The following is a 26,015-nucleotide window of genomic DNA, read 5'->3' as shown; positions in this document are numbered from 1 at the left end:
GAATAGACCCCGCACTGGCCAGATTTTACTGCGCGAGCGCTTAGAAGCGGTAGCTGGCTTGCAGACCGATCAGATGGGCGCTGCTGTCAAAGTCCACGGTACCTGCCGTATAGCTGGACACGCAGTTAACCGCCCCCGGGGTTTGCGATGGGTTGTTCTGGTAAGCAACCAGATCCGGGCGGGTGCCACCGCAGTAACCATTCACCTTGGCCGATGCGTCCTTGATCATGATGTAGGTGTAGGCCGCATCCAGGGTCAGCGACTTATTGAATGCATACTTGCCACCCAGCGACAGCCAGGTGCGGTCGCTATCAGGCAGGGTGCTCAGGCGGTCGTTCTCGCTTGGCACCGGCGACTTGTCGTGCGCCAGACCAGCACGCAGCTGCAAGGCATCAGAGAACTGATAGCTACCGCCCAGGGCGATCTTGGTGGTGTTCTTCCACTTCGGCTGCAGGCGCGTGAAGTTGGTCTTACCATCAGCAGACGTGTCGATAGTGACCTTAGGCACGGCATAGATCACATCAGCCTGGGTAAAGCTCGAATGCTTGGTGTAGCTGATATCGGCGTACAGCTTGGTGGCCGGGTTGACTTGCTGCATCAGATGCAGCGAGAACGATTCCGGCGTGGTCACAGCAACCGAGGCGGCCGAATCCACATAGCCAAGCGAGTTTTCCACCACCGAACGAACGCTGGTGCCCAGCGGGGTCAGGTTGGTATTGATCGAATCAACCGCAGCGCCAGTGGGGAGCGTCCAATCAGCCGTACCGCGCAACTCATGCTTGACCTTGGAGCGGTAGCTGAAACCCACGCGCGTGCTATCGCTGACATCCCACAGCGCACCGAAGTTGAAGCCAAAGCCCCAATCGTCGCCATTGATCTCGGCATAGCCATCCAAGGGCCCCTTACCATCCTGCGCCAAGGCCTTCCCTGCAGCAGCCTCCATCTGGTCAGCGGAAGCATAGAGGGCAGCGGCAGCAGCGGCATTACCATTGGCCGCGGCTTGATCTCCGGCCGCGTTTAATTGAGCAGCCTGACGTGTGAATCCACCAAACATAGAGGACGCAAAGTTGGCGTACTGGCGCAGCTCAGCATCGGCGTGCTGGGCGATCACACCAAAACCGACCGATACCTTGGGAGTCAATTTGAGCGACATAGCCGGATTCAGTGCCAACACTTTCAGCATGGTCTGGTTGACGTTGTAGCGCAGCACGGAGTTACGCTCATAATCGGTTCCCGAGCCGAAAGGCACGTAGACACCCAGCCCAATACCCACCTTGTCACTCAAACGCGAAGAGAGATAAGCGTGAGGCGCAGCAGCCGGATCACCAATGCTGTCATTAGTGATGGTATTACCGTTACCGTCGGTAATCTTATTGCCAAGCGGAGTGGTAGCCTGCGCATTCTTGGCCTTGATCGAGGGTGAAACCACGGTCAGCGTGCCCGAGAACTGATTGCCTTCCAGATAGCTGAGACCAGCGGGATTGTAGGAAATCGTGCTGGCATCGACGACTTCGGCCGCGCTGGAGTTGGCGGTAGCCTGGTTAGCGGCCGACTGGCTGCTGAACTGAAAGCCCGAGGCATAGGCATGTTGAGCCAGGGCGGCGCTGACCAGCAGCGTGGTTACACGAAGTGCGTGCTTGCTCATTGATGTGTCTCCGTTATTAGAAGAAGAGAAAACTAACCCAGCCTCTCAAGCGCTCGGCAGGACTGGGTCGAGAATATCACAGCCCCTAGAGTAAACAGTCGAAAACCGCACCAACAGTAGGACTAGCCACAGCTTGCGACTTTTTTGTCACACTGTTGTGGCGCGCACAAACGAAAAAAATCCCCAGCCTGGGCCGGGGATTTTTTCTTGCACAAGGTCTGTACTTATACAGGTTCGCGCGAGCTGATTTCCGTATCGTGCTTGTCGAGCATCTTGTCAAAGTCATCCACCATGATGACTTCGCGCTTGAGACGACGCGCACGGGTCACGGCATCAAACTCGGCCTGGGTGATCAGGCCAGCTTGCAGGGCCTCATCCAGACGACCCTTGGCATTCAGCGCCTTCAGCTTGCCATCGCGCTGGGCACGACGCAGCTTGCCTTCGGTGCTTTCCGCCTCGATATGGGCGTTCAGCGCGTGATTGAGCACGCCGACGGCATCGGTCTCTTCCTGCGGCACGAAACAGTCACGGGTCAGGCGGTCACGCGCAGCACCGGGTTGCATCAGGATGCGGGCGATCTTGGTACCCAGACGGTCGCGCGGCGTAGTGAAGTGACGACCGAGCGGGAAGATGATCCAGTTCAGCACGAAGGCCAGCGGGCGGTTGGGCAGATTGGCCAGGAAGCCGGTCATCGCTTCTTGGGCATCGTGCAGCGCCTGCAGCACCGACCACTTGAGCAGCGGCAGATCTTCCTTCGGGCTGCCATCATCAGCAAAGCGCTTCAACGCGGCGGTGGCGATATACAGATTGGACAGCACATCACCCAGACGGGCCGAGATCTTCTCGCGGAACTTGAGCGAGCCGCCCATGCTGAACATGGCCATGTCAGACGCCAGCGCGAAGGCTGCCGACAGACGTTCCACATCCTTGTAGTACTGGGCGATATCGCCACCAACCGGGGCCGAGGCAATCTTGGAGCCGGTAATACCGAGCACGAAGCTGCGGATGGCGTTATCGAGCACGAAACCGAGGTGACCGGAGAAGGCCTTATCGAACTCCACGCCGTCATTGGCCATCGCCGCCTTCATCTCACGCAGCACAAAGGGATGGCAGCGGATGGCGCCCTGACCGTAGATGATCATCGAACGGGTCAGGATGTTCGCACCTTCCACGGTAATGCCAACCGGAATGGTCTGGTAGGCGTTGCCCAGGTAGTTGCGCGGGCCCAGCACCACAGCCTTGCCGCCGTGCACATCCATTGCGTCGTTGAGCACCTTACGCATGCGCTCGGTGTTGTGATACTTGAGGATGGCCGAGATCACCGACGGCTTTTCGCCGCTATCCAGGCCAGCCAGCGCCAGGCGTTGCGCCGAGTCCATCTGGTAGGTGTAACCACCGATACGGGCCAGCGCCTCATCCACGCCTTCGAACTTGCCGATCGACAGGCCGAACTGTTCGCGGATGCGGGCATAAGCACCGGTCACGAAGCTGGCGAACTTGCCCGAGGCGACCGACATGGCCGGCAGGGAAATCGCACGACCGACCGACAGACATTCGACCAGCATGCGCCAGCCCTGACCCACGTAGTCCTGACCACCGATCACCCAATCCATTGGGATGAACACATCCTTACCCATGGTCGGGCCATTCATGAACACCGAACCCGGCGGGCAGTGGCGACGGCCAATCTGCACACCTTCGTGTTCAGCCGGAATCAGCGCACAGGTGATGCCGATATCTTCCTTACCGCCGAGCAGCTTTTCCGGATCGTGCAGCTTGAAAGCGAGGCCCAGCACGGTGGCGATAGGCGCGAGGGTAATCCAGCGCTTTTCCCAGTTCAGGCGGATACCGATCACGTTCTCATGACGTTGACCAGTACGCGGATCGGTGTAGGAACCGCGGCAAACCACGCCAAAGTCGGGAATCGCGCCAGCGTCGGAACCGGCGTAGGGGCTAGTCAGGGCAAAGCACGGAATTTCCAGGCCCTTGGCCAGACGCGGCAGGTAGTAGTCCTTCTGCGCTTCGGTACCATAGTGCTGCAGCAGCTCGCCCGGTCCGAGCGAGTTGGGCACCATCACCGACACGGCAGCCGAGCCACCGCGGGTGGCGATCTTGGTCACCACGCGAGCATGAGCGGTATTGGAGAACTCCACGCCGCCATACTTCTTCTTGATGATCATGCCCAGGAAGCCCTTGTCCTTGATGAACTGCCACACGTCTGGCGGCAGATCCTTCAGCTCATGGACGATCTTCCAGTCGTCGATCATGCGGCAGAGCTCTTCGGTCGGACCGTCGAGGAAGGCTTGCTCCTCGGCGGTCAGCTTGGCGGCCGGGTAGTTGTGTAGGGTCTTGAAGTTGGGCTTGCCCGAGAACAGCTCGGCATCCCACCATACGGTACCGGCATTGATCGCTTCCTGCTCGGTCTGCGACATGGCCGGGGTGATCTTCTTGAAAATGCTGAAGATCGGCCCGGTGATCAGGGCACGGCGCAGGGGCGCCAGGTTGAGGATCAGCGCAACGACGCCTGCGCCAATCAGCCAGCCGATAGGGCAGCCAGTTGCAAATACCGAATAAGCGATGCCGGCCAGAGCCGCAACCGTCCAGGCGATCAGTGGTGCGCGCAGATAGCCCAGCGCCAGAATCGCGAGCACGACGATCAGGATGGTGAGTGCCATGAGGTCTTCCTTCCCAGGTTAAGCCCGATTTACATCGGGAGAAGTACCCGCCGCGATGGCCGGGGCAGTTAAGCCCGCCACCACAAAGGGCACCAAATAAGTTGCGATCAAGCGCGGGGCGCGCGCATTGACCACCGGATCACTGACGAACAGACGCAAGATATTGTTGCCGGCGAAGGCATTGAAAATCGCCGAGAAGGCGAAGTTCAGCCGCCACTGCAATTCCACCGGATCGATATGCGGCAGCGCCTTGGCTGTCGCACTGGCATAACGCCCGACCAGTTCCTCATAGTGACGCGGCAGGCTTTCACGCAGCACCGGATGCGCCTCGATAAAGGTACGGCTCAGCAAGCGTACGAAGATCACCCCGCCCCGCTTCGGGTCGTGGGCAATATCCAATGCGGCATCCATAAAGGCATGCATGATGGCATCCACCGATAAAGGCTCGCCCTTGGCCGCCGTTTCCAGCTTGTCCAGGCTTTGCACGGCCAGCTGGGTCAACGGTGTCAGGCGGCGGGTAAACACCCCCTGGAACAACGCATCCTTGCTACCAAAGTGGTAGTTCACGGCCGCCAAGTTCACTTCCGCGCGCTGGGTAATCATGCGCATGGAGGTCGCCTCAAAGCCGTGCTCGACAAATAGCGCCTCGGCCGCATCCAGAATCCGCGTCGCCGTGTCGATCTGCCTTACCTCGCCCATACCGTTCATCTGTTCTGCCAGTCTAGATTTTCGCGCCCGCCCGCCAAGGCAGACGCTCGTTTAAGCCGAAGCATAGCTGATTCAGTCAAACGGTTGTTTGAAACATACGTCCCAGTGAAAAATCTGTCAAGCAAGCGCTCGATTGTGCAAAGCAGCATGTAGTTTCAATACAAACAAAGCGAGTGGAAAACGGACAGCCCACCGCCCATGCCACAGCAAACCGACGCCAGCAGCCACTGAGCGCAATAAAAAAGGCCACCCGAAGGCGGCCTTTTTCATTGCGCGGCAATCTGCTTAAGCAGAAGCCTTGCTGGCGCGGCGGCGCTCGTGTTCCTGCAGATGACGCTTGCGGATACGGATGCTGACCGGGGTGATTTCCACCAGCTCGTCGTCATCGATGAATTCCACGGCCGACTCGAGCGACAGCTTGATCGGCGTGGTCAGACGCACTGCCTCATCGGTGCCGGAGGCGCGCACGTTGGTCAGTTGCTTGCCCTTGATCGGGTTGACCACCAGGTCGTTGTCGCGGCTATGGATGCCGATGATCATGCCTTCGTACAGCTTGTCGCCAGGCGAAACGAACATGCGACCACGGTCTTCCAGCTTCCACAACGCGTAAGCCACAGCCTCGCCGTTATCCTGCGAAATCAGCACGCCATTGTGGCGACCGGGCATATCAGGCTTGACCGGTGCGTAGTCGTCGAACACATGACTCATCAGACCAGTACCGCGGGTCATGGTCATGAAGTCGGACTGGAAGCCGATCAGGCCACGAGCCGGAATATGGTATTCGAGGCGGGTACGACCCTGACCATCCGATTCCATATTGGTCAGCTCGCCGCGGCGGCGACCGATTTCTTCCATCACGCCGCCCTGGTGCGCATCTTCCAGGTCAATGGTCAGGTTTTCGTACGGCTCGCACTTCTGACCGTCGATTTCCTTGTACACCACGCGCGGCTTGGCCACGGCCATTTCGAAGCCTTCGCGACGCATGCTTTCCAGCAGAATGGTCAGGTGCAGCTCGCCACGGCCCGACACACGGAAGACGTCAGCATCTTCGGTGTCTTCCACGCGCAGGGCGACGTTGGTCAGCAGTTCCTTGGTCAGGCGATCGCGAATCTGGCGCGAGGTGACGAACTTGCCTTCGGTGCCGGCCAGCGGCGAGGTGTTGACCATGAAGTCCATGGTCAGGGTCGGCTCGTCCACACCCAGTACCGGCAGACCAACAGGCGCATCCTTGTCACAGATGGTGACACCGATGCCAATGTCGTCCAGACCGGAGATGATGATGATATCGCCCGCTTCGGCGCCTTCCACCGGCACGCGCTCCAGACCCTTGAAGCCCAGCACTTGGTTGATACGGCCAGACGCCACCTGCTCGTCGTGGTTCATCACCACCACCTGCTGGCCCGGCTTGATACGACCATTCACCACCTTGCCTACGCCCAGACGGCCGGTGTAGGTCGAGTAATCAAGGGCAGCCAGTTGCATCTGCAGCGGCGCGTCCGGGTTGCCCGGAGGGCTGGGAACATGCTTGAGCACGGTCTCGAACAGCGGACGCATATTATCCGACTCATGTTCGAGTTCCAGCTTGGCAAAACCATTCAGGCCCGAAGCATAGATCACCGGAAAGTCGAGCTGCTCATTGGTCGCGCCGAGCTTGTCGAACAGATCAAAAGTCTGGTCCAGCACCCAGTCGCAACGCGCGCCCGGACGGTCAACCTTGTTGATCACCACGATGGGGCGCAGGCCCAGCGCCAATGCCTTCTTGGTCACAAAGCGGGTTTGCGGCATCGGGCCTTCCACAGCATCCACCAGCAGCAGCACACCATCCACCATACCCAGCACACGCTCCACTTCACCGCCGAAGTCGGCGTGACCTGGGGTGTCAACGATATTGATATGGGTGCCTTCATATTCGATGGCGGTGTTCTTGGCCAGAATCGTAATGCCGCGCTCTTTTTCAAGATCGTTGCTGTCCATCACGCGCTCATCAACCTGTTGATTGTCGCGGAAGGTGCCGGATTGGCGCAGCAGTTGGTCAACCAGCGTAGTCTTGCCGTGGTCAACGTGGGCGATGATGGCGATATTGCGTAGTGCGCGGCTCATGATTGAGAAACCTGTCAGTTCGGAATACTGGAAACCGCCGATTTTAGCACGGCAAAACTACTGCACCGCACAAAGTATTTGAGTTTTTCTTTTGTTTTCAGGATAATGCGCAGCTTCGCCGGGCACAGTCCCTGCGAATCATCGTCCCTGACCTCCGCGCCGCAGTAGTTTCAATGGTACTTGGCGCCATTTCGGTTAGCGTCGATGTTGGCGCTGCCGATCCGCAAGACTGCCGCATTCCGGCCTCTGTCGATCCCAGCTTTCAGCCTGATAACTAGGCTTTGCAAAATACGAATTCCGCGCTCGCCGCGCTAGGCAGCTTATTGTCTGCCAGCCCAGCACTAGGGGCTTGTTTGTCTTGGCGTGCATGCTCGGCTTCGTTCGTGCTTCCCCTACTACTGTTCAAGGGGAAGCGCACCTACTTAGGAAAACGCTTTGACTCAAGTCACTTTTGCCGACCTCGGCCTCGCCCAACCCATCCTCGACACGCTGATCACCTCGGGCTACACCCAACCTACCCCGATCCAGCAAGCTGCCATCCCCACCTTGATGGCTCGCCGCGATGTGATGGCTTCGGCTGCGACCGGTACGGGCAAGACCGCCGCCTTCATGCTGCCGGCACTGAACTTCCTGACTGAAAAAACCGACAAGCCGGGCAAAGGCCCGCGCATCCTGGTGCTGTCGCCGACCCGCGAACTGGCTGCCCAGATCAAGACCGCTGCCGAAACCTATGGCAAGCAACTGCGCCACGCCAAGGTGGTGAGCGTCGTGGGTGGCATGCCCTACCCGCTGCAGATCAAGCTGCTGTCGAGCCCGGTGGAAATCCTGGTTGCCACCCCTGGCCGCCTGATCGATCTGATCGAACGTGGCCGTATCGATCTGTCGCGCCTGGAAATGCTGGTACTGGATGAAGCCGACCGCATGCTCGACCTCGGCTTCCGCGATGACATCGCCCATATCGCCACCAAGCTGCCCAAGGAGCGCGTGACCGCGCTGTTCTCGGCCACGCTGGATGGCGATATCGCCACCATCGCCCAGTCGCTGCTGAACAATCCCGAGCGTATCGAGATCGCTGCCCCGGCCCGTCGCCAGGAACAGATTGTCGAGAAGCTCCACTACGCTGACGACATCGGCCACAAGACCAAGCTGCTTGACCACATTCTGGCGGATGAGGCTGTCGGCCAGGCCATCATCTTCATCGCCACCAAGCTCGATGCCGGCGACCTCGCCGACCGTCTGCTTGGCCAAGGCAAGAAGGCCGCCGCCCTGCATGGCGACATGCCGCAGCGCGAACGTACCCGGACCCTGGCCCGCCTGAAGAAGGGTGAAGTCGATGTGCTGGTCGCCACCGATGTGGCGGCCCGTGGTATCGACGTGGCTGGCATCACCCACGTGGTGAACTTCGACCTGCCCAAGTTCGCCGAAGACTATGTGCACCGCATCGGCCGTACCGGTCGCGCCGGTCGCGAAGGCATCGCCATCTCGTTTGCCGCCAAGCATGAAGTGCCGGCCCTGCGCCGCATCGAGAAGTTCATCGGCCGCAAGATCAATCCGGTGGAATTCGACGGCCTGAAGGCACGCTTCGAACCGCGTCCGAGCAATGGCGGCAGCCGCTTTGGCGAAAAGCGCAGCTTCGGCGGCGGTCGCGATAGCAGCCGTCCAAACCGCTTCGAAGATCGCAAGCCTTATGGCGACCGCGAACAAAAGCCCTATGGCGAGCGCAAGAGCTTTGGCGATCGTGAACAGCGCCCGTTCGGCGATCGTAAGCCGCAAGGTGATCGTCCGGCCTTTGCTGGCGAGCGTCCGTATGGCGACCGCAAGCCGCAAGGCGAACGTCGCAGCTATGGCGATCGTCAACCTGCCTTCAACGATGGCAACCGCTTTGACAGCAAGCCGCGCAGCAGCGGCAACTTCAAGGGCCTGGAAGCCGACCCGACGCTGTACGCCGAGCAGCCACGCCTGACCCTGCACAGCCCGTTCGAGAACGGCAACCGCAAGAGCGGTGGTGCCCGTCCGCAAGGCAATGGTAACCGCGGTAACGGTGGCGGCTTTGGTGGCCGTAGCGACTCGCCGCGCGCCAATGCCGGCAAGCGCGGCAACCGTCCGTCCTTCCCGAGCGGCCGCGACTTCGACTAATCCGTCGCCGTCCCGCCACGAGAAAGCCGCCCCATGGGCGGCTTTTTTGCATTTGACGCCTGGCAAACGGCATTCGCGGCACACATGGGCTAATACGGAGACAGGTCTGCATTCCGCCTCATTGCCATCGAAAGCCCGCATGCGCGTCACCACCCCGCAGCTCGCGAACACCGCCCGTACTCGCCGCCTGCTAGCCACGGTTCAGATAGGAGCGGCCGCGTGAGAGCGCTTCCCCTGCCCAGCCTGCGCCAGAGCATCCTGCTGCTCTTCGTCATCCTGCTGATCGGCCAGGGTCTGCTGTTTGCGCTGGCCTGGCAGCAAGCCAGCCAGCTGATCATCGGCGGGCCGATCGATACGCGCATCGCGCAGAGCAAGGACCTGGTTGCCGACATCCTGCCGCCACCCGCCTATCTGCTCGACATCCATCTGCTGGCCAAGGAACAACTGGCCCAGCCGAGCGCAGCAAGACTGGGAGAGCTCGAGCGGCACAGCGCACTATTCCGCGCCCGCCTCGCCTACTGGCAGCGCAGCACGCTGCCCGCCGCCCTGTTGCAACCCTTGCGCGAGCGCGCCGGCCCCGTCGCGCTCGATTATCTGCAGCTACTGGAGGGCGAGCTGCTACCCGCCATCCAACGTGATGACCCGCAGCAGGCACAGGCCGTCATGGACAGGATGAATAGCCTGTTCACCCGGCACAGCCAGGCGATTGCCGAGCAGGTCGACTTGGCGCGTCAGGACGAAGCCCGCCAGCGCCAGCAGGCGGCCGACACGCTGAGGCAGAGCCGCCAGCGTCTGCTGCTACTGGCCGGCCTTGGCCTGCTTACCCTGGCCCTGGCTGGCTATCTGCTCTGGCGCCGCCTGCAGCAACAGCTGGGCGGCGAGCCGCAGCAGGCCAAGCTGGCCATGCAGCGCATCGCCCAAGGTGATCTGCTCCTGCCGGTCAGCTACCGGGCCGATGCGCAGCAAAGCCTTCTAGCCGCGCTGGACCAGATGCGCGAACAGCTATTGCGGGTGATCAGCGAGGTGCACAGTGGCAGCCAAGCCCTGGAAAGCCATGCAGCCGAGATCGCCGCCAGCACCGAGCAGCTGCGCCAGCAAAGTGAGACCCTGAGCCAGCGCATTACCTACAGCCATCAGTCACTGGCGCAGATTCGCTTCGGCATCGACCACACGCGCGATAGCGCGAACTCCAGCGCCCAGCTCAGCCGTACCGCCCAGCAGCGCACCCGGCACGGCATCGAGCTGGTGCTGACCGCCAGCGGCGAGATGCAGCGCATTTCCACTCTGCTCAGCCTGGTCGAAGACATTGCCTACCAGACCAATATGCTGGCACTGAATGCCGCGATTGAGGCCGCCCGCGCCGGCAGCTATGGGCGCGGCTTCGCCGTGGTGGCCAACGAGGTGCGCAAACTCGCCCAGCGCAGCCAGAGCGCCGCGAATGAGGTATCGGCACTGACCGCGCGCATCCAGGCGCTGGCTGCCGATAGCGCGGAGGAGTTCACCGCGCTGGACGGCAGCATGCATATGGCGGCCGAACGCGCCGCCGAGGTCGCCCAGGCCAGCGAGCTGCAGGCGGCCGGTGTGCAGGCAATGGACAGCGCGGTGCAGGAATTCGCGCGCGTGGCCCAGGCCGATAGCGCGGCGGCTGAGGAGCTGGCCAGTACGGCCGAGGAAATGAGCGCGCTGGCCGAGAATCTGCGCCAGCAGGTGCGTTACTTTCGTCTTCCAGCGGGCTAGGCAGACCGATGCCACCGACAGATTCGCGCATCCTCCCCGACCCAGTCATCAGCACCGCCAGACGAGATTCATCATGCCCCACCCTACCCTACTGCCCTGCCTGCTTGCCGGACTATTGTTGCTGCCCTCGGTACAGGCCGATGAGGCGGCCCATGCACGCGCCTTCGCCAGCTATGCTGCTGGCCAGCATGCGCAGGCCCTGGCCCAGTTCCGCCAGCTGGCCGAAGGGGGTGATGCGCTCGCCCAGTACAACTACGCGATGATGCTCAAGCGTGGTGAAGCGGGTAGCGACACCAGCGCTTGGTTGCCCTGGCTGGAGAAAGCCGCGCGGGGTGGGGTGATGAATGCCGCCTATGCGCTGGGCCTCGTGCATGAACATGGCGAGGGTGTGCCGCGTTCGCAGCCACTGGCCAGCCAGTGGTTCCAGCGTGCAGCTGAACAGGGGCACACACAGGCTCAGCTCAGCCTGGGCACCCAGTATTTCCTCGGTCGCGGGGTGGCCAAAGATTTTCGGCAAGCGGTGATCTGGTATGAACAAGCCGCGGAGGGCGGCGATATGGCGGCGCAGTATCTGGTCGCCGCTATGTATGAGCATGGCGATGGCACGGCGCCCGACCGCGCCAAGGCCCTGCTCTGGTACACGGCCGCTGCGCGTCAGGGCGACCCGGTCGCCAAGTTGAAGGCCGAGGCACTGGCGAGGCAGGCGGATTAGGCCGGCTCAGCCCTGCTTCTGCGCCAGGATGCGGTAGCGCAGCAGGCGCGCGCCCAGCTTCTCGGCCGCGGCCAGCTTGATGTTCTGCGCACCATCGCCCAGGTCGACCAGGAGATTGCGCAGCGCGCTGGGCAGCGCCTCATCAAACAGCAGGGCGGCCTGGTAGGCGTTCTCACTGGCGGGCGGCAGATACAGGGCCTGGCGTACCAATCCGCCCACTTCCACCCGCAAGGGCTCGGCCTTCTGCCCGAGCCAGCGGCCGGCCAGGAACACATCGTTGACGCCATCAGCCTGCCAACGCGTCATCTGCGCCAACCACCAGCCGCGGCTGCCCATTTCCAGCGCCATCAGCCCTCCCTTGGCCTGGGCGGCCACCTCGGCACTCATACGCAGCGCCACGCCGCCCTCGTCGGCATCCAGCAGGGCTACGCGGTGCAGGAAGGGATCATTGGCCGGACGGCGCGCCTGTTTCTGACCCAAAAGGCCGCGGATGCGCATGAAGTCGAGCGCCAGCCAGGCGTGACCGAGCTTGCGTACCGCCGGGCGCGGTGCACGATTCGCGCGCTCGAACCAGGCGTGGCGCAGCGCGGCCAGCAGCGTGGCTTCAAGCGGCATCTCCAGCGCCGTCAGCGCGGGCAGGCAGTCATCCAGGCCGTAGCAGAGCGTGGGCTCGACCCGGCCGCTGCCGTCCCAGCCCACCGCGCGCTGTGCTTCCAGCGCATCGGGCAGCTGCACCAGCGGGGTTTGCCGGTAGAAATCGGCCGCCAGCCAGACATGCCGGCTGAGCAACAGACAGACCTGCACGGCGGCGGCCACATCCTTGGCGGTATCAAGCTGCGGAAATACATCGCAGGCCAGCAGCAGATAGGCGAGCGAGCGGGCTGGCTCCTGTTCGGCACGCTGAGGCTGGGCAGACAGGGCACCGAGGCGCACCAGGGCCAGGTAGAGCTGGCTGGCACCCTGCCAGCCCTGGCTGGCTGCATGGGGGTCGAGCAAGGCACGGGCGGTACAGGCCATGCCAAACCATTGAAAATAGCCACCAGCCAGGCGATTGAGTTCCTGCAGGCGACCACTGCCCTGCTCAAGTGCACGCGTTTCGCGCACCGCCTCCGCATAGCAGGCGCCGGCCAGCAGATCGGCCAGGCGCGCCAGGCGCTGGCCGGTCAGGTCGCGCCGGGCCGGATTGTCCTCGGCGCCCGCCAGGGCTTCCAGGCCCTGGCCAGCACAGCTTTCCGCCGCCGGAGCGATCAATTCCACCAAGCGACGCGCGCTGGCGGCATCGGGTGACTGCGCGAGCCCCTCAGCCAGCAGGTCGTGCAGCGCCTCCAGCCCAGCAATGATGGGTAGTTCAGGCAGGCGGGGCAGCAGGCGGCGCGCGGCCTTGAAGTTGGCATCGGCCGGCTTGCGCGGCCGCAGGCGTTCGAACATGCGTCACTTTGATACCGCTAGGCGGTACGGAAAAAGGCAGCCGCCACGGCAATCTGGTCGGCATGCAGAAAAGTCGGCGCGTGGCCTACGCCGTCGAAATCGATCCATTGCGCGCGCGGACCACGTTCACTCATCGCGCAGGCCACTTCGGCGCTCAAGAGGTCGGACTGGCTACCGCGCGTGAGCAGCACCGGACAGGCAATCCGCTCGTAATAGGGCCACAAATCCACATCCTCGCCGGTCACACCCTGGCGAAATGGCACAGCAATGCCAGCATCATAATTCAAACGCCAGCCGCTGCCATCGGCTTTCAGCATCACATCGCACAGGCGCGCCCATTCTGCCTCGCTATGCGGGCCAAACGGCGCCGAGATCGCGCGGATGTATTGCTCAGCGGCCTCGCGCGTGGGCAGGGGCGGCGTCATGCCCACATACTGGCCGATGCGCGCCAGGGCGGCAGCCGTTAGCACCGGGCCGACATCGTTAAGCAGCAGACGCCGCAGCGGCGTGCCTGGCATGGCGGCCAGCAGCATGCCGATCAGCCCGCCCATCGAGGTACCGAACCAGTACAGCTCCTGCACCTGCAGGCGGGCGATCAGTACCAGCATGTCCTGCACATACAGCGGCAGCTGATAGCCCATCGGGTCGCGCAGCCAGTCGCTCTCGCCGCGCCCCAGTACATCGGGCGCCACCACGCGAAAGTCGGCGGCCAACGCCTCGGCCAGCAGCTCGAAATCACGCCCATTGCGGGTCAGACCATGCGCGCAGACGATCACACGCGGATTGCCTGGCTCACCCCACTCGCGGTAGGCCATCCGGTAAATGCCGCTCTCGCGGCCCACCAACACATGGTCAAGTCGGGCGTTCTGCATGCTGCGCTCCAGCGTGGGGAAGATCTTCCCTTTATAGCCCTAGGCCCCCTCGGCCGACGGCGCTGCGGCATAGTCGAGGGTCGCGCGGGCAACGCTGCCCACGGGCGCGGCACGCAGATACTGGGGCGGCCACTGGGCCGGCTCGCCCAGCTCGGCCGCCGCATTCAGCGCCCAGTAGGGGTTGCGCAGCAGTTCGCGCCCAAGCAACACCATATCCGCCTTGCCCTGCGCCAGGATGTCCTCCGCCTGCGCAGCTGCGGTGATCAAGCCCACCGCGCCAGTCGCAATGCCTGCGCCATGGCGCAGGCGCTCGGCAAAGCCGACCTGGTAGCCGGGCCCAAGCGGGATAGTGGCCGTGGCCAGCATCCCGCCCGAGGATACATCGATCAGGTCCACGCCCAGGCCACGCAGGCGTTCTGCCAGGGCCACGCTATCTTCCAGCGTCCAGCCGCCCTCGGCCCAATCGGTGGCGGAAATGCGCACCCATAGCGGCAGGCTGTCGGGCCAGACCGCGCGCACGGCCTGCACAGCTTCCAGCAGGAAGCGGATACGGTTCTCAAAGCTGCCACCGTACTGGTCGTCGCGCCGATTGCTGAGCGGCGACAGGAACTGGTGCAGCAGATAACCATGCGCGGCATGCACCTCGGCCATCTCGAAGCCGGCAGCCAGCGCGCGGCGCGCGGCGTTGGCAAAGTCCTGCACCAGGGCGGCAATCTCCGCCTCGCTCAGGGCGCTCGGCAGCGGATAGTTGTCGGCAAAACGCAGCGCAGACGGCGCCACCGTGGTCCACCCGCCTTCGGCCAGCGGCACTTCGCCACTACGGCCGGCCCAGGGACGGAAGCAGCTCGCCTTGCGCCCGGCATGGGCCAGCTGGATGCCAGCCACCGCGCCTTGCGAGCGGATAAAGCGGGTAATACGCGCCAGCGGCGCGATATGCGCATCCGACCAGATGCCAAGATCCTGCGGGCTGATGCGGCCATCGGCACGCACAGCGGTCGCCTCGCTAATCACCAGGCCCGCGCCACCGCTCGCATAGGCGCCCAGGTGAACCAGATGCCAGTCATTGGCCAGGCCATCATGGGCCGAATACTGGCACATCGGCGAAACGGCGATGCGATTGGGCAGGGTCAGACCGCGTTGGGTAAGGGGCTGGAACAGGCGGGACATGGGCAGGACTCGGGTCAGGTGGGAAGCCGCTTAGTTGAGGGTGGGACAGGCAAGTTCAAGCGCTAGCGAAACACTGATTCGCTCGACAAGCAACCGTCAGCCCACCACCTGGCAAGGTCAGGGGCAGAGCGACCAGCATAAGGCCGTGATGCCGTGCGGCTCTCTTCCGCCTCGCCGTGACGGGGACGCGCGCCACAAGGCGAGCAGGGAATGACAGCGCATTGTCCTGGGTCGCCCATGCGCTGCACTGGCAGACAGACCATGACAGTCGCCCGGGCTGTTCTGCAGCTGTCTCGGGCCAGCTTGCCGCCATGCGCGCATCATGTGCTGCCATTCCTCGCGCCTGACTCCTATGCAAACCGGCATCCTGTACGCCTGCGCCGCCTATTTCATCTGGGGCCTGTTACCGCTTTACCTGAAGGCGCTCAAGCATGTGCCGGCGCTCGAAATCCTCATGCACCGCATGGTCTGGTCGCTGGTCTTCCTGGCCGTCGTGCTGGCGCTGAAGAAGCACTGGGGCTGGATCAAGCCAGCCTTGGCCGACCGCAAGGTGATCATGCGCTTCGTGGCCAGTGCCGGTGTGTTGTCGATCAACTGGTTTATCTATATCTGGGCGGTGAATGCCGGCCGGGTGGTGGATGCCAGCCTCGGTTACTTCATCAATCCGCTTGTGAACGTGATGTTCGGCTACTTCCTGCTGCACGAACGCCTGCGCCCCGCGCAGTGGGCCGCCATCAGCGTGGCGGCGGCCGGCGTGCTGTGGCTGACCGTGCAGGCCGGCCAGCTGCCGTGGATAGGCCTGCTGCTCGCCGCCAGCTTCGGCACCTACGGCCTGCTGCGCAAGACCGCCAGCCTGGGCGCCCTGGAAGGCCTGTCGCTGGAAACCCTGCTGTTGACGCCCTTCGCGCTGGCCTGGCTGGGCTGGCTGGTCGGCCACGGTCAGAGCGGCTTCGTGAACGGCGACGCGCACACCCACTGGCTGCTGATCGCCGCCGGGCCGATCACTGCCATCCCGCTGCTGCTGTTCGCCGCTGGCGCGCGCCGTATCCCAATGTCGCTGCTCGGTCTGCTCCAGTACATCGGCCCCACCTTGCAGATGGGCCTGGGTGTGTTTCTTTGGCACGAGCCTTTTGGCCAGGGCAAGTTGATCGGCTTTGCGCTGATCTGGTCGGCCCTGTTGCTCTACACGCTGGAAAATCTGCTGCACGGCCGCAAGCAGAAGCTGGCCGCGGCCTGATCCAGGCAGACTACTCGCCGGGCCGATACCAGAGTTCGGGGCGCTGCAGGGGGGTTTGTGGCGGCAACAGCGGATTGCGCAGCTCGATCACGCGCCGCCCGCTGACATTCAATTCCTTCAGCAGGCTGCCAAAGTGCTGCTCGAACAGCGCCTGCAGCTTGCCCTCGCGCACCGCCTTATTCAGCCCGCGCTCCAGATCGGCCGCCAGCTGGCGGTTCTGCTTGCTGACAAAGAAGTACAGCGCGGCCGGGTAGCGGATCAGCAGCGTCGGCTCCACTGCCAGGCCCATCTCGGCATGGGCCAGCCACTCCTCGCGTACCTCGATCAGCGAGCGCGGAAAGTAATCGAAGCGCCCGGCCGCCAGCATCTTGAACAGGCTCTCGTACTGGTCGCTGGTGTCCACCTTCAGGCCATTGCTGCGCAGAATCGGTGTATCGGGCCAGTCGTGCATCTGGCCGGCACGATAACGCTTGAGTGCCTGCAGACTGTCGATGCGCGCGAAATCGGCCAGGCGATGCTGCTTGAGCAAGGCTACCCTCCAGCCGATCAGACCACGATCGATAGGGATGCGGATAGGCAGCACCTCACGTTCGCGCTGCGCGCTGGTCATGGTCCAGGTCAAATCGATCAGACCAGTATTGCGGCGCAGCTCATCCAGGCCACGGCTTTGCACCATGACCAGCGCGCTGATGCGCGGGCTGTAAGCCACGCCGCTCTCGCGTATCGCCAACTCGAGCACCGCGGTCACATAACGCAGCTGTGGATCTTCCTTGGCCTGATGGCGCTGGTAGACGATAGTCTTGGCCTGCGCCGGCCACAGGCAGCACAGCGCAAACAACGCAATCAACCACAGCCGCATGCTGCGCTCTCCTTATCCGAATGCTCCACTATAGCCGTTGGCCCGCGCGCTTATAATCAGGGCCTCACCTCGCAGGCAGACCATCGTGCATTACGAACATCTTATCCAGATCAATGACCCCGCCGACCCGATGCTGACCCCACTCAGCCGCCAACAGCTGTGGCGCGGCCTGTTGCGGCGCGTCGAACGGCCAGGTGAATTCCTGGTGGGCGTGGAGGCGGTGCGCATCGTCGAACGCGGCGAGGGTTGGCTCAAGCGCGAGATGCAGCTGGGCAATCTTCTGGTCTGCGACCATGTGCGTTTCGAACACCTGCACAGCGTGCATTTCGATACCGCACCGAGCGAGCAGCACCAGGGCGGCAGCATGCACATGCAGATCGAGGAACCGAGCGAGGGTGCACTGTTTGTGCGTTTCAGCTACCACACCCCGCTGCTGGAAGACGGCCAGTACAACGCCGAGGAGGCGCAGCTGATCGACTATGTGAAGCACGCCTACCGCGATACCGATGTGGATGCGATCCGCTGGATACGCGAGCTGGCAGAAACCGGCGAGCTGGACGGCGAGGGCTAAGGCCACTGCCCACCCAGGCACACAAGATCGTGTAGCCCTAAGCGGGCTGGGCCGGCAGGCTCAGCGTCATACACAGGCCGCCGCCCACTCTAGGGCTGGCGCTGATCTGCCCGCCATGCGATTCGATGGCGCGCCGCGCGATGGCGAGGCCCAGACCGAAGCCGGCCACGCCCGGCCGCTCGTCCAGGCGTCGGAATGGTTCGAACATGCGCGCCAGTTCAGCCTCGGCCACGCCTGGCCCCCGGTCAGCCACCGTTACCTGCAGCGCGCTGGGCGAAGCCTGGACGGTGATATCCACCGTGCTGCCCGGCGCCGTGTATTTGACCGCATTACGAATCACATTCTCGAAGGCACGGTACAAGAGCTCCGCGCCCACCTCGGCCACGAACTCCCCCTCGGCCTGCAGCCTTACCTCGCGGCCGCTGGCGCGCGCCTCGAACTGTGCGTCGTCGGCAATCGCCGCCACCAGCTCGACCAGATCGATGCGCTCGCGCGCCACCTCAGCCGAACCGGCTTCAAGGCGTGCCAGGGTCAAGAGCTCGCCCACCAGGCTGTCCAGGCGCTGCGCCTCGCGTTCGATGCGCTCCAAGCTGCTGTCCACCTTGTCCGGGCGCTGGCGCGCCAGGCCAATGGCCGCCTGCAGACGGGCCAGTGGCGAGCGCAGCTCGTGCGAGACGTCGTGCAGCAGGCGGCTTTGCGCGCCGACCAACTGCTGCAGCTGCTGGGCCATGCGGTCGAAGTCCTGACCCAGATCGGCAATCTCGTCGCGGCGCCGGCCCATGCGCGGCAGCACGCGGGTTTCCAGGCGGCCCTCGGCCACGGTATGGATGGCCCAGCGCAGACTGCGTATCGGCTGGGCGAAGTACCAGGCCAGCAAGGCGCTGATGGCCAGGCTGACCAGCATGGAAGCGGAGATCGGCACCCAGATGGACGGCGGCTTGCCACGCGCATTGGCCAGCAGGGCGGCCGCATCGTCGGCGCGGGCCAACACCCAGTAACGCGCGCCGTGCCGGCCGCTCACGCTGAGCACCCCGCCCAGTGGCTGGGCGGCGCGGGCGGCCAGGTCGCGTAGTTCCTGCGCCGGCAGGCTGCGCCCAAGCAGCTCACGTCCGGCCGCGTCGATCACATACAGCGTGGGCTGCAGCTGGCGTGCCTGCCAGTCGCGCAACATCGCCTGGGTGCCGGCCTCATCGCCGCTGGCCAGCACGCTGGCCGCGCTGCGCAGCATCAGGCTCAGCCTTTCCGCCTCGTAGCTGCGCTGCTCGGGTGGGTGGAAATAGCGCAGCAGCCATGCGGCGCTAATCGCCATCACAATGGTCAACATCAGGGCCAGCCAGAAGGCGGCGAAGAATTTCCAAAACAGGCGCCCCATGCTTAGTCCTTGATCAGCAGATAGCCCTGGCCGCGCAGCGTCTGTATCCAGGCGCGGCCATCGGCAGTGCTGCCCAGCTTCTGGCGGATGCTGCTGATATGTACATCGATGCTGCGGTCAAAGCGCGCCAGCGGCCGCCCCAGACCGCGCTCGGACAGGGCGGCCTTGCTGACCACCTGGCCGGCCTGGCGCGCCAGCACTTCCAGTAGGCGGAATTCCGCCCCGGTCAGGCTCAGCGGCTGGCCGCGCCATTCGGCCGCCAGGCGCGCCGGCCACAGCTGTAAATGACCAAGACTGAGCCGCTCGCTTTCCGCCGGCTGCACCTCGGCCACCACACCACGACGCAGAATCGCGCGCAGGCGCGCCACCAGTTCGCGCGGCGAACAGGGCTTGGGCACATAGTCGTCCGCGCCCAGCTCCAAGCCGAGGATGCGGTCGATATCGTCACCGCGCGCGGTCAGCATCAGCACCGGCATGCGGCTGTGCGCGCGTATCTGCCGCAGGGCCTCCACCCCGTTCAGGCGCGGCATCATCACATCCAGCACCGCGATATCGTAGCGGCCACTCAGCGCCTCGCGCACACCGGCCTCGCCGTCATACACGGCATGCGTGCTCAGGCCTTCCTGTTCCAGGTATTCGCTCAGCATGGCGCTGAGTTCGGCATCGTCGTCCACCAGAAGCACGCGGGTCATGGTCGGGGCAGCAAGGGTTCATCTCGCTGCATGATAGCCGCGGCCCGCGCGCCGGCCGCGCATCTTTACCCGTCTTTACAGTCGGCCAGCCCGCAGCCAGCCTTGACCCCGCCCCTCTTTACGCTTCTTTACCTGGGCTTAACAGCACTTAACCCGTCCTGCGGCGAGCATACGGTCAGCCCCATACCGGATGTCCGCGATGCCCCCTTTCCTACCCCGCCTCACCAGCCTGCTCGGTGTCCTGGCCCTGGCCGGCTGCGCCAGCCTCGGCCCCGACTATCAGCCACCGCAGCCCCAGCTGGCCGACAGCTGGCAAGCCGCCCTGCCCCACCAGGGCAGCACCACCAGCCTGCTGAACTGGTGGCAGAGTTTCAATGACCCCACGCTGAGCGCGCTCTTGGCCGCCGCTGAGGCCGATAGCCCCAGCCTCGCCAAGGCCGCCGCCGCCATCGCCAGTGCACGCGCCAGCCAGGACAGCAGCGCCGCCAACGCACTGCCCAGCCTGAACGTCAGTGCCAAGGCCAGCCGCAGCGGCACAGCCAAGGCTGACAGCCATACCGTTAGCAACACCCGCCTCGGCGCACTCGACGCCAGCTGGGAGATTGACCTGTTCGGCGCGCTACGCCGCCAGCAGGAAGCCGCCGACGCGCGCAGCGCTGCCAGCGAGGCAGACTGGCACGAGGCACGTGTCTCGCTGGCGGCCGAGGTGGCCAGCGAATATGTGCAGTACCGCGCCTGTCAGCTGCTCAGCGCCAGCGACAGCGCCCATCTGGTCTCGCTGCAGCAGACCGCGCGCAGCACGGCCAGTGCCGTCAGCGCCGGCCTGAGTGCGCCGGCCGATGCCGACCTGGCCCAGGCCAGCGTGGCCAGCGCGGCCGCTAGCCTGACCCAGCAGCGGGCCGAGTGCGATCTGAACATCAAGGCCCTGGTCGCCCTGACCGGCCTGAGCGAAGCAGCGCTGCGCACCCAACTGGGCCAGGAGGTCACGCCCCTGCCGCAGCCGGCCGAACTCAGCGTGAGCAGCGTACCGGTGCAGTTGCTCAGTCAGCGCCCCGACCTGGTTGCCGCCGAACGCAGCCTGGCAGCCGCCAGCGCCGAGATCGGTCAAGCCGAGGCCAATCGTTATCCACGCCTGTCCCTGCTGGGCTCGGTGTCCTTGAGCCGCGTGCACAGTGGCGGCCAGGCCAGCGAAACCGCGCCGTGGTCCTTCGGCCCCTCGCTGAGCCTGCCGCTGTTCGATGGCGGCGCCGGCAAGGCCGCCGTGCGCTCGGCCCAGGCCAGCTATGCCAGCAGCCTGGCCAGCTATCAGCAGGCGGTGCGCGATGCGGTCAAGGAGGTCGAGCAGGCGCTGGTGCGCCTCGCCAGCGCCAATGCACGCGTGACCGATGTCGCGCAAAGCGCGACCGGCTACCGGCGTTACTTCAGCGCCAGCGAACAGCTATGGCGCGCGGGCGGCAGCAGCCTGCTGAGCCTGGAACAAAGCCGCCGCGACGCCTTGAGCGCCGAGCAGAACCTGATCGGCGTGCAGCGCGACCGCGTGCTGTACGGGATTGCCCTTTACAAAGCCCTGGGCGGCGGCTGGCAGACCAGCGCTACCCCGTCTTCCGGAGACTCACGATGAAATACCCTATTCGCACTATCGCACTGGCCGTGGCCCTATTGGGCATGGCGGGCGGCCTGGCCGCGCTGCTCAGCAAGCAGGCCCAGGCGGCACCCGCAGCAGCCCCAGCCGAACAAGCCGCCCTGACAGTGGAACTGGTGCAGCCCAGCCAGGCACGCTGGCCGCAGACCCTGCAAGCAAGCGGCGCGCTGGCGCCCTGGCAGGAAGCCAGCATCAGCGCCGAAACCGGCGGCTTGCGCATCGTGGCCCTGCATGCCGACGTGGGCAGCCAGGTGAAGCGCGGCCAGCTCTTGGCCGAACTAGCCAGCGCTACCCTAGGGGCCGAGCTGCGCCAGGCCGAAGCCAATGTGGCCCAGGCGCGCGCCAGCTTGCAGGAGGCCCAGGCCAATGCGCGCCGTGGTGAGGCCGTGCGCGAGAGCGGCGCGCTGTCCAATCAGCAGATCGAGCAATACCAGCTGAGCGCCGCCAGCGCCGAAGCCAGCCTGGCCGCCAGCGAGGCCGCCCTGGCCAGCGCGCGCATCAAGCTGGCGCAAACGCGCATCGTGGCCGTGGACGACGGCGTTGTCAGCAGCCGCAGCGCGGTGCTCGGCGCGGTGGTCAGCAGCGGCACCGAGCTGTTCCGGCTGGTGCGCCAGGGCAAGCTGGAATGGCAGGCCGAGCTGAGCGCGGAGCAGCTGGCACGCCTCAAGCCCGGCCTGCACGGCCAGATCAGCCTGCCTGGCGGCGACACGGTGCGCGGCACGCTGCGCCTGGTGGCGCCCACGCTGAGCAGCAACACCCGCCATGCGCTGGCCTATCTGGCGCTGGAAGCCCACCCCAAGGCCCGTGCCGGCATGTATGCGCGCGGCAGCATCGCGCTGGGCGAGCAGGCGGCGCTGACCGTGCCGTCCAGCGCCGTCACGGTGCGTGATGGGCATAGCTATGTGTTTGAAGTCGACGCGCAAGGCAAGGTGATCCAGCGCCAGGTGCAGACCGGCCGCAGCCAGGACAGCCGCATCGAGATTGTCAGCGGCGTGGCGGCCAAGGCCCACCTGGTACGCAGCGGCGGTGCCTTCCTCAGCGATGGCGACACGGTACGCCTGGCCGCGGCCGGCAAGGAGGCCGCATGAATATCTCCGCCTGGGCCATCCGCAAGCCGGTGCCGGCCATCCTGCTCTTCGTGGTGCTGACCCTGATGGGCCTGATCGGGCTGAAGCAGCTGGGCATCCAGAACTTTCCCGATATGGACTTCCCCACCGTCACCGTCTCGGCTTCGCTGGAGGGGGCCGCGCCCGCCCAGCTGGAGACCGAGGTGGCGCGCAAGATCGAGGACCAGCTGGCCTCGCTGGGTGGCGTCGAGCACATCACGACCACCATCACCGATGGTGCGGTCAATATCAGCGTGCAGTTCGAGCTGGAGAAGGACAGCGAGGAAGCACTGAACCAGGTGCGCAATGCGGTCGACTCGGTGCGCGGCCAGCTGCCGGCCGAGATGGAGGCGCCCACGGTGTCCAAGGTCACCACCAGCGGCAACCCCATCCTCACCTATACGGTGCAGTCCAGCCGCATGGACGAGGAGGCGCTGTCCTGGTTTGTCGACAATGAGGTGAGCAAGGCGCTGCTGTCCACCAAGGGCGTGGGCAAGCTTGCCCGCCTGGGTGGCGTGGACCGCGAGGTGCTGGTGGCGCTCGACCCGGCCAAGCTCAGCGGCCTGGGCATCAGCACCGCCACCGTGGCCGGCCAGCTGAAGGCCGTGCAGCAGGATGCTTCGGGTGGCGAAGGCCGTCTGGGCGGTCAGACCCAGTCGCTGCGCACGCTGGGCGCGGTGGGCAGTGTGGCGGAGATCGCCGCGCTGCCGATCCCACTCGGCGATGGTCGCCATGTACGGCTGGACAGCCTGGCCACGGTCAGTGACAGCCATGCCGAACGCACCAGCTTCGCCTTGCTCGATGGCAAGCCGGTGATCGGTTTCCAGATCACCAAGGTCAAGGGCAGCAGCGAGGTAGCGGTAGCCGAAGCGGTGCGCGCCAGCGTGGCCAGCCTGCAGCAGCGTTATCCGCTGGTGCAGTTCAGCGAGGCCTATAACACCGTCGCGCCGATCGAGGACAACTACCAAGGCTCGATGCATCTGCTGCTGGAAGGCGCCATTCTGGCCGTGCTGGTGGTGTTCTGGTTCCTGCGTGACTGGCGCGCGACGCTGGTGTCGGCCACCGCGCTGCCGCTGTCCATCATTCCCACCTTCGCCGCCATGTATTTCCTCGACTTCAGCCTGAATGTGCTGACCCTGCTGTCGCTGGCCCTGGTGATCGGCATCCTGGTCGACGATGCGATCGTGGAAGTGGAAAACATCGTGCGCCACCTGCGCATGGGCAAGAGCCCGATCCAGGCCGCCATGGAGGCGGCCGACGAGATCGGTCTGGCCGTGGTCGCCACCACGCTGACCCTGGTGGCCGTGTTTCTACCCACCGCCTTTATGGGCGGCATTCCGGGCAAGTTCTTCCGTCAGTTCGGCATGACCGCCGCGGTGGCCGTGCTGGCCTCGCTGCTGGTGGCGCGACTGCTGACGCCGATGATGGCCGCCTATCTGCTCAAGCCCAGCCAGCACGCCGAACAGGACAGTGCGCTAATGGTGCGCTATCTGCGTTGGGTCAACTGGTGCATGCGCCACCGCAAGGCCACCATGACGGCGGCCGCGCTGTTCTTCGTCGCCTCGCTGAGCCTGGTGCCGCTGCTGCCCACCGGCTTTGTGCCAGCCAGCGACCAGAGCCAGACCCAGGTCAGTCTAGAGCTGGCGCCGGGCAGCCGTCTGGAGGACACACGCAAGCTGGCCGAGCAGGCACGCCAGCTGCTCGCACCGCTGAAAGACGTCAAGCAGGTGTTTGCCTCGGTAGGCACCGCCAGCAGTGGTAGCGGCATGGGGGCCAGTACCAGCAGCGATGTGCGCAGTGCCACGCTGACCCTGAACCTGACCCCACGCAGCGAGCGCAGCTACAAGCAGGCGGATATCGAAGCGCGCATCCGTGCGGCACTCCAGCCGCTGGCCGGCGCCCGGGTCACCGTGGGTGGCGGCAATACCGGCGAATCCCTGCAGCTGACCCTGGCGAGCGACGATGCGGATGCGCTGGAAAGCGCCAGCAAGTCGGTGGAGCGCGAGCTGCGCCAGCTCAAGGGCATAGGCTCGATCAGCTCGGGCGCCAGCTTGCAAAGACCGGAAATCCAGATCAAGCCCGACTATGCACGCGCGGCCGACCTTGGCGTCACCAGCAGCGCGCTGGCCAATGCGGTGCGCGTAGCCACCTATGGTGATTTCAGCGCCAGCCTGGGCAAACTGAATCTGCCTCAACGTCAGATCGATGTACGGGTAAGGCTGGATACACAGACGCGCGAGGATCTGGATGCACTGGGCCAGCTGCGCATTGCCGGCGCCCAGGGCGAAGTCAGCCTGGCCAGCGTGGCCGAGATCAGCATGGGCAGCGGCCCGAGCCAGATCGACCGCCGTGACCGCTTGCGCCAGGCCACCATCAAGGTCGAGCTGGGTGGCCGTAGCATGGGTGAGGTCATGCAGGAGGCCAATGCGCTGCCGGCGCTGAAGTCGCTGCCGGCCGGCGTCAAGCAGCTAGCCACCGGCGATGCCGAACGCATGGCCGAACTGTTCGGCAGCTTTGGCCTGGCCATGCTGATTGGCATCCTGTGCATCTATATCGTGCTGGTGCTGCTATTCCACGACTTCCTACAGCCGGCCACCATCCTGGCCGCCCTGCCGCTGAGCGTGGGTGGTGCCTTCCTGGCCTTGCTGATCACTGGCAATAGCTTCTCCATGCCGCCCATCATCGGCTTGCTGATGCTGATGGGGGTGGTGACCAAGAACTCCATCCTGCTGGTGGAATATGCGGTGATGGCGCGGCGCGAGCAGGGCATGAACCGCTGGGATGCGCTGCTGGACGCCTGCCACAAACGTGCGCGGCCGATTCTGATGACTACCATCGCCATGGCGGCCGGCATGCTGCCGATTGCCATGGGCCTGGGCGCCGACCCAAGCTTCCGCGCACCGATGGCCATCGCGGTGATCGGCGGTCTGCTGACCTCGACGCTGCTGAGCCTGCTGGTCATCCCGGTCGTATTCACCTATGTGGACGATCTGCTGATCTGGCTGGGCCAGCGCTTCAAGCGCCCGGCGAAGCCTGTAGTGGCGGCCACCAGTTCACCGACCTGATCCTCGTGCGCCGCGCATTGCAGGCGGCGCACCGATGGTCTGGACAATAAAAAAGCCGCGGGCCAATGCACGCGGCTTTTGTCGGAACCCCTGCTGACGCAGGAAACGACTTAACGTCGGAATAGGTAGATAAGCCAACCCATTTTGAACGCTCCTTTCACTTTCGGCATCGCGTTACTAGCGGTGAGGCCAGAACGTCAGCTGTACGCGGGCGGTTGCAACCCTTGCCATATTTGAACGACAACCACCGGCCACAGGCACATACGCCAATGTGCTACTTCGCCTGCTCCG

The 26,015-nt window shown here is 64.4% G+C and carries 18 protein-coding genes; 8 read left to right on the top strand and 10 right to left on the bottom strand.

Translation table 11 applies throughout. From position 1 onward, the window contains the following. Positions 1-40 precede the first annotated feature (40 nt). From BT173_RS04940 to typA, 4 genes are all read right to left on the bottom strand, one after another. Positions 41-1,645 (bottom strand): OmpP1/FadL family transporter, encoded by a 1,605-nt coding sequence (locus tag BT173_RS04940; protein ID WP_072427512.1) that lies wholly within the window; start codon positions 1,643-1,645, stop codon positions 41-43. A 224-nt stretch (positions 1,646-1,869) separates the two neighbouring features. Then, complete coding sequence (locus tag BT173_RS04935; RefSeq protein ID WP_072427511.1) at positions 1,870-4,320, bottom strand: acyl-CoA dehydrogenase; 2,451 nt, start codon at positions 4,318-4,320, stop codon at positions 1,870-1,872. Between the two features lie 18 nt (positions 4,321-4,338). Next, a complete protein-coding gene (locus BT173_RS04930) occupies positions 4,339-5,028 on the bottom strand; it encodes a TetR/AcrR family transcriptional regulator (RefSeq protein WP_072427510.1) in 690 nt (229 codons plus the stop codon). Positions 5,029-5,313: 285 nt separating this feature from the next. Then, entirely contained in the window at positions 5,314-7,128 is a 1,815-nt protein-coding gene (gene typA, locus BT173_RS04925) for a translational GTPase TypA (protein ID WP_072427509.1), read from the bottom strand. A 435-nt stretch (positions 7,129-7,563) separates the two neighbouring features. On the opposite strand from typA, the gene BT173_RS04920 reads away from it, so the two are divergent. From BT173_RS04920 to BT173_RS04910, 3 genes are all read left to right on the top strand, one after another. Next, positions 7,564-9,264 (top strand): DEAD/DEAH box helicase, encoded by a 1,701-nt coding sequence (locus tag BT173_RS04920; protein WP_072427508.1) that lies wholly within the window; start codon positions 7,564-7,566, stop codon positions 9,262-9,264. Between the two features lie 219 nt (positions 9,265-9,483). After that, positions 9,484-11,001 carry a methyl-accepting chemotaxis protein gene (locus BT173_RS04915; protein WP_072427507.1) on the top strand — a complete coding sequence of 506 codons (1,518 nt, stop codon included), beginning with the start codon at positions 9,484-9,486 and terminating at the stop codon, positions 10,999-11,001. Positions 11,002-11,074: 73 nt separating this feature from the next. Next, positions 11,075-11,713, top strand: coding sequence for a tetratricopeptide repeat protein (locus BT173_RS04910; protein ID WP_072427506.1), 639 nt, complete (start codon positions 11,075-11,077; stop codon positions 11,711-11,713). Positions 11,714-11,719: 6 nt separating this feature from the next. Here BT173_RS04910 and BT173_RS04905 read toward each other — a convergent pair whose 3' ends face one another. Genes BT173_RS04905 through BT173_RS04895 form a run of 3 tightly spaced genes read right to left on the bottom strand, consistent with a single transcriptional unit; the run spans position 11,720 to position 15,180 of the window. Beyond that, complete coding sequence (locus BT173_RS04905) at positions 11,720-13,141, bottom strand: hypothetical protein (RefSeq protein ID WP_072427505.1); 1,422 nt, start codon at positions 13,139-13,141, stop codon at positions 11,720-11,722. A 17-nt stretch (positions 13,142-13,158) separates the two neighbouring features. Beyond that, positions 13,159-14,013: an alpha/beta fold hydrolase gene (locus BT173_RS04900; protein WP_072427504.1), complete on the bottom strand. Its 855-nt coding sequence runs from the start codon at positions 14,011-14,013 to the stop codon at positions 13,159-13,161. Between the two features lie 39 nt (positions 14,014-14,052). Continuing rightward, positions 14,053-15,180 (bottom strand): NADH:flavin oxidoreductase/NADH oxidase, encoded by a 1,128-nt coding sequence (locus BT173_RS04895; protein WP_072427503.1) that lies wholly within the window; start codon positions 15,178-15,180, stop codon positions 14,053-14,055. Positions 15,181-15,502: 322 nt separating this feature from the next. Here BT173_RS04895 and rarD point away from each other — a divergent pair, with 322 nt between their 5' ends. Further along, entirely contained in the window at positions 15,503-16,417 is a 915-nt protein-coding gene (rarD, locus tag BT173_RS04890; protein ID WP_308417554.1) for an EamA family transporter RarD, read from the top strand. Between the two features lie 10 nt (positions 16,418-16,427). Here rarD and BT173_RS04885 read toward each other — a convergent pair whose 3' ends face one another. Further along, positions 16,428-17,276, bottom strand: coding sequence for a substrate-binding periplasmic protein (locus tag BT173_RS04885; RefSeq protein ID WP_072427501.1), 849 nt, complete (start codon positions 17,274-17,276; stop codon positions 16,428-16,430). Positions 17,277-17,361: 85 nt separating this feature from the next. Between BT173_RS04885 and BT173_RS04880 the strand changes: the two genes are divergently transcribed. After that, positions 17,362-17,847, top strand: a complete 486-nt coding sequence (locus tag BT173_RS04880; protein WP_072427500.1) for an SRPBCC family protein — start codon at positions 17,362-17,364, stop codon at positions 17,845-17,847. Between the two features lie 37 nt (positions 17,848-17,884). Here BT173_RS04880 and BT173_RS04875 read toward each other — a convergent pair whose 3' ends face one another. Together BT173_RS04875 and BT173_RS04870 are read right to left on the bottom strand one after the other, a co-directional pair. After that, complete coding sequence (locus BT173_RS04875; protein ID WP_072427499.1) at positions 17,885-19,219, bottom strand: HAMP domain-containing sensor histidine kinase; 1,335 nt, start codon at positions 19,217-19,219, stop codon at positions 17,885-17,887. Positions 19,220-19,221: 2 nt separating this feature from the next. After that, a complete protein-coding gene (locus tag BT173_RS04870; protein WP_072427498.1) occupies positions 19,222-19,911 on the bottom strand; it encodes a response regulator in 690 nt (229 codons plus the stop codon). 199 nt (positions 19,912-20,110) lie between these two features. On the opposite strand from BT173_RS04870, the gene BT173_RS04865 reads away from it, so the two are divergent. Genes BT173_RS04865 through BT173_RS04855 form a run of 3 tightly spaced genes read left to right on the top strand, consistent with a single transcriptional unit; the run spans position 20,111 to position 25,724 of the window. Beyond that, positions 20,111-21,532: an efflux transporter outer membrane subunit gene (locus BT173_RS04865; protein WP_245794130.1), complete on the top strand. Its 1,422-nt coding sequence runs from the start codon at positions 20,111-20,113 to the stop codon at positions 21,530-21,532. Further along, complete coding sequence (locus tag BT173_RS04860) at positions 21,529-22,641, top strand: efflux RND transporter periplasmic adaptor subunit (protein ID WP_072427496.1); 1,113 nt, start codon at positions 21,529-21,531, stop codon at positions 22,639-22,641. Before BT173_RS04865 ends, BT173_RS04860 begins: the two co-directional genes overlap by 4 nt. Next, complete coding sequence (locus BT173_RS04855) at positions 22,638-25,724, top strand: efflux RND transporter permease subunit (RefSeq protein WP_072427495.1); 3,087 nt, start codon at positions 22,638-22,640, stop codon at positions 25,722-25,724. The genes BT173_RS04860 and BT173_RS04855 overlap by 4 nt, the downstream gene beginning before the upstream one ends. Positions 25,725-26,015: the final 291 nt, after the last annotated feature.

The organism is Chitinimonas taiwanensis DSM 18899 (assembly GCF_900119825.1).
Classification (GTDB): Bacteria; Pseudomonadota; Gammaproteobacteria; order Burkholderiales; family Chitinimonadaceae; genus Chitinimonas; species Chitinimonas taiwanensis.
Note: the sequence above shows the minus strand (reverse complement) of the source record. Positions and strands in the feature narration are given on the sequence as shown.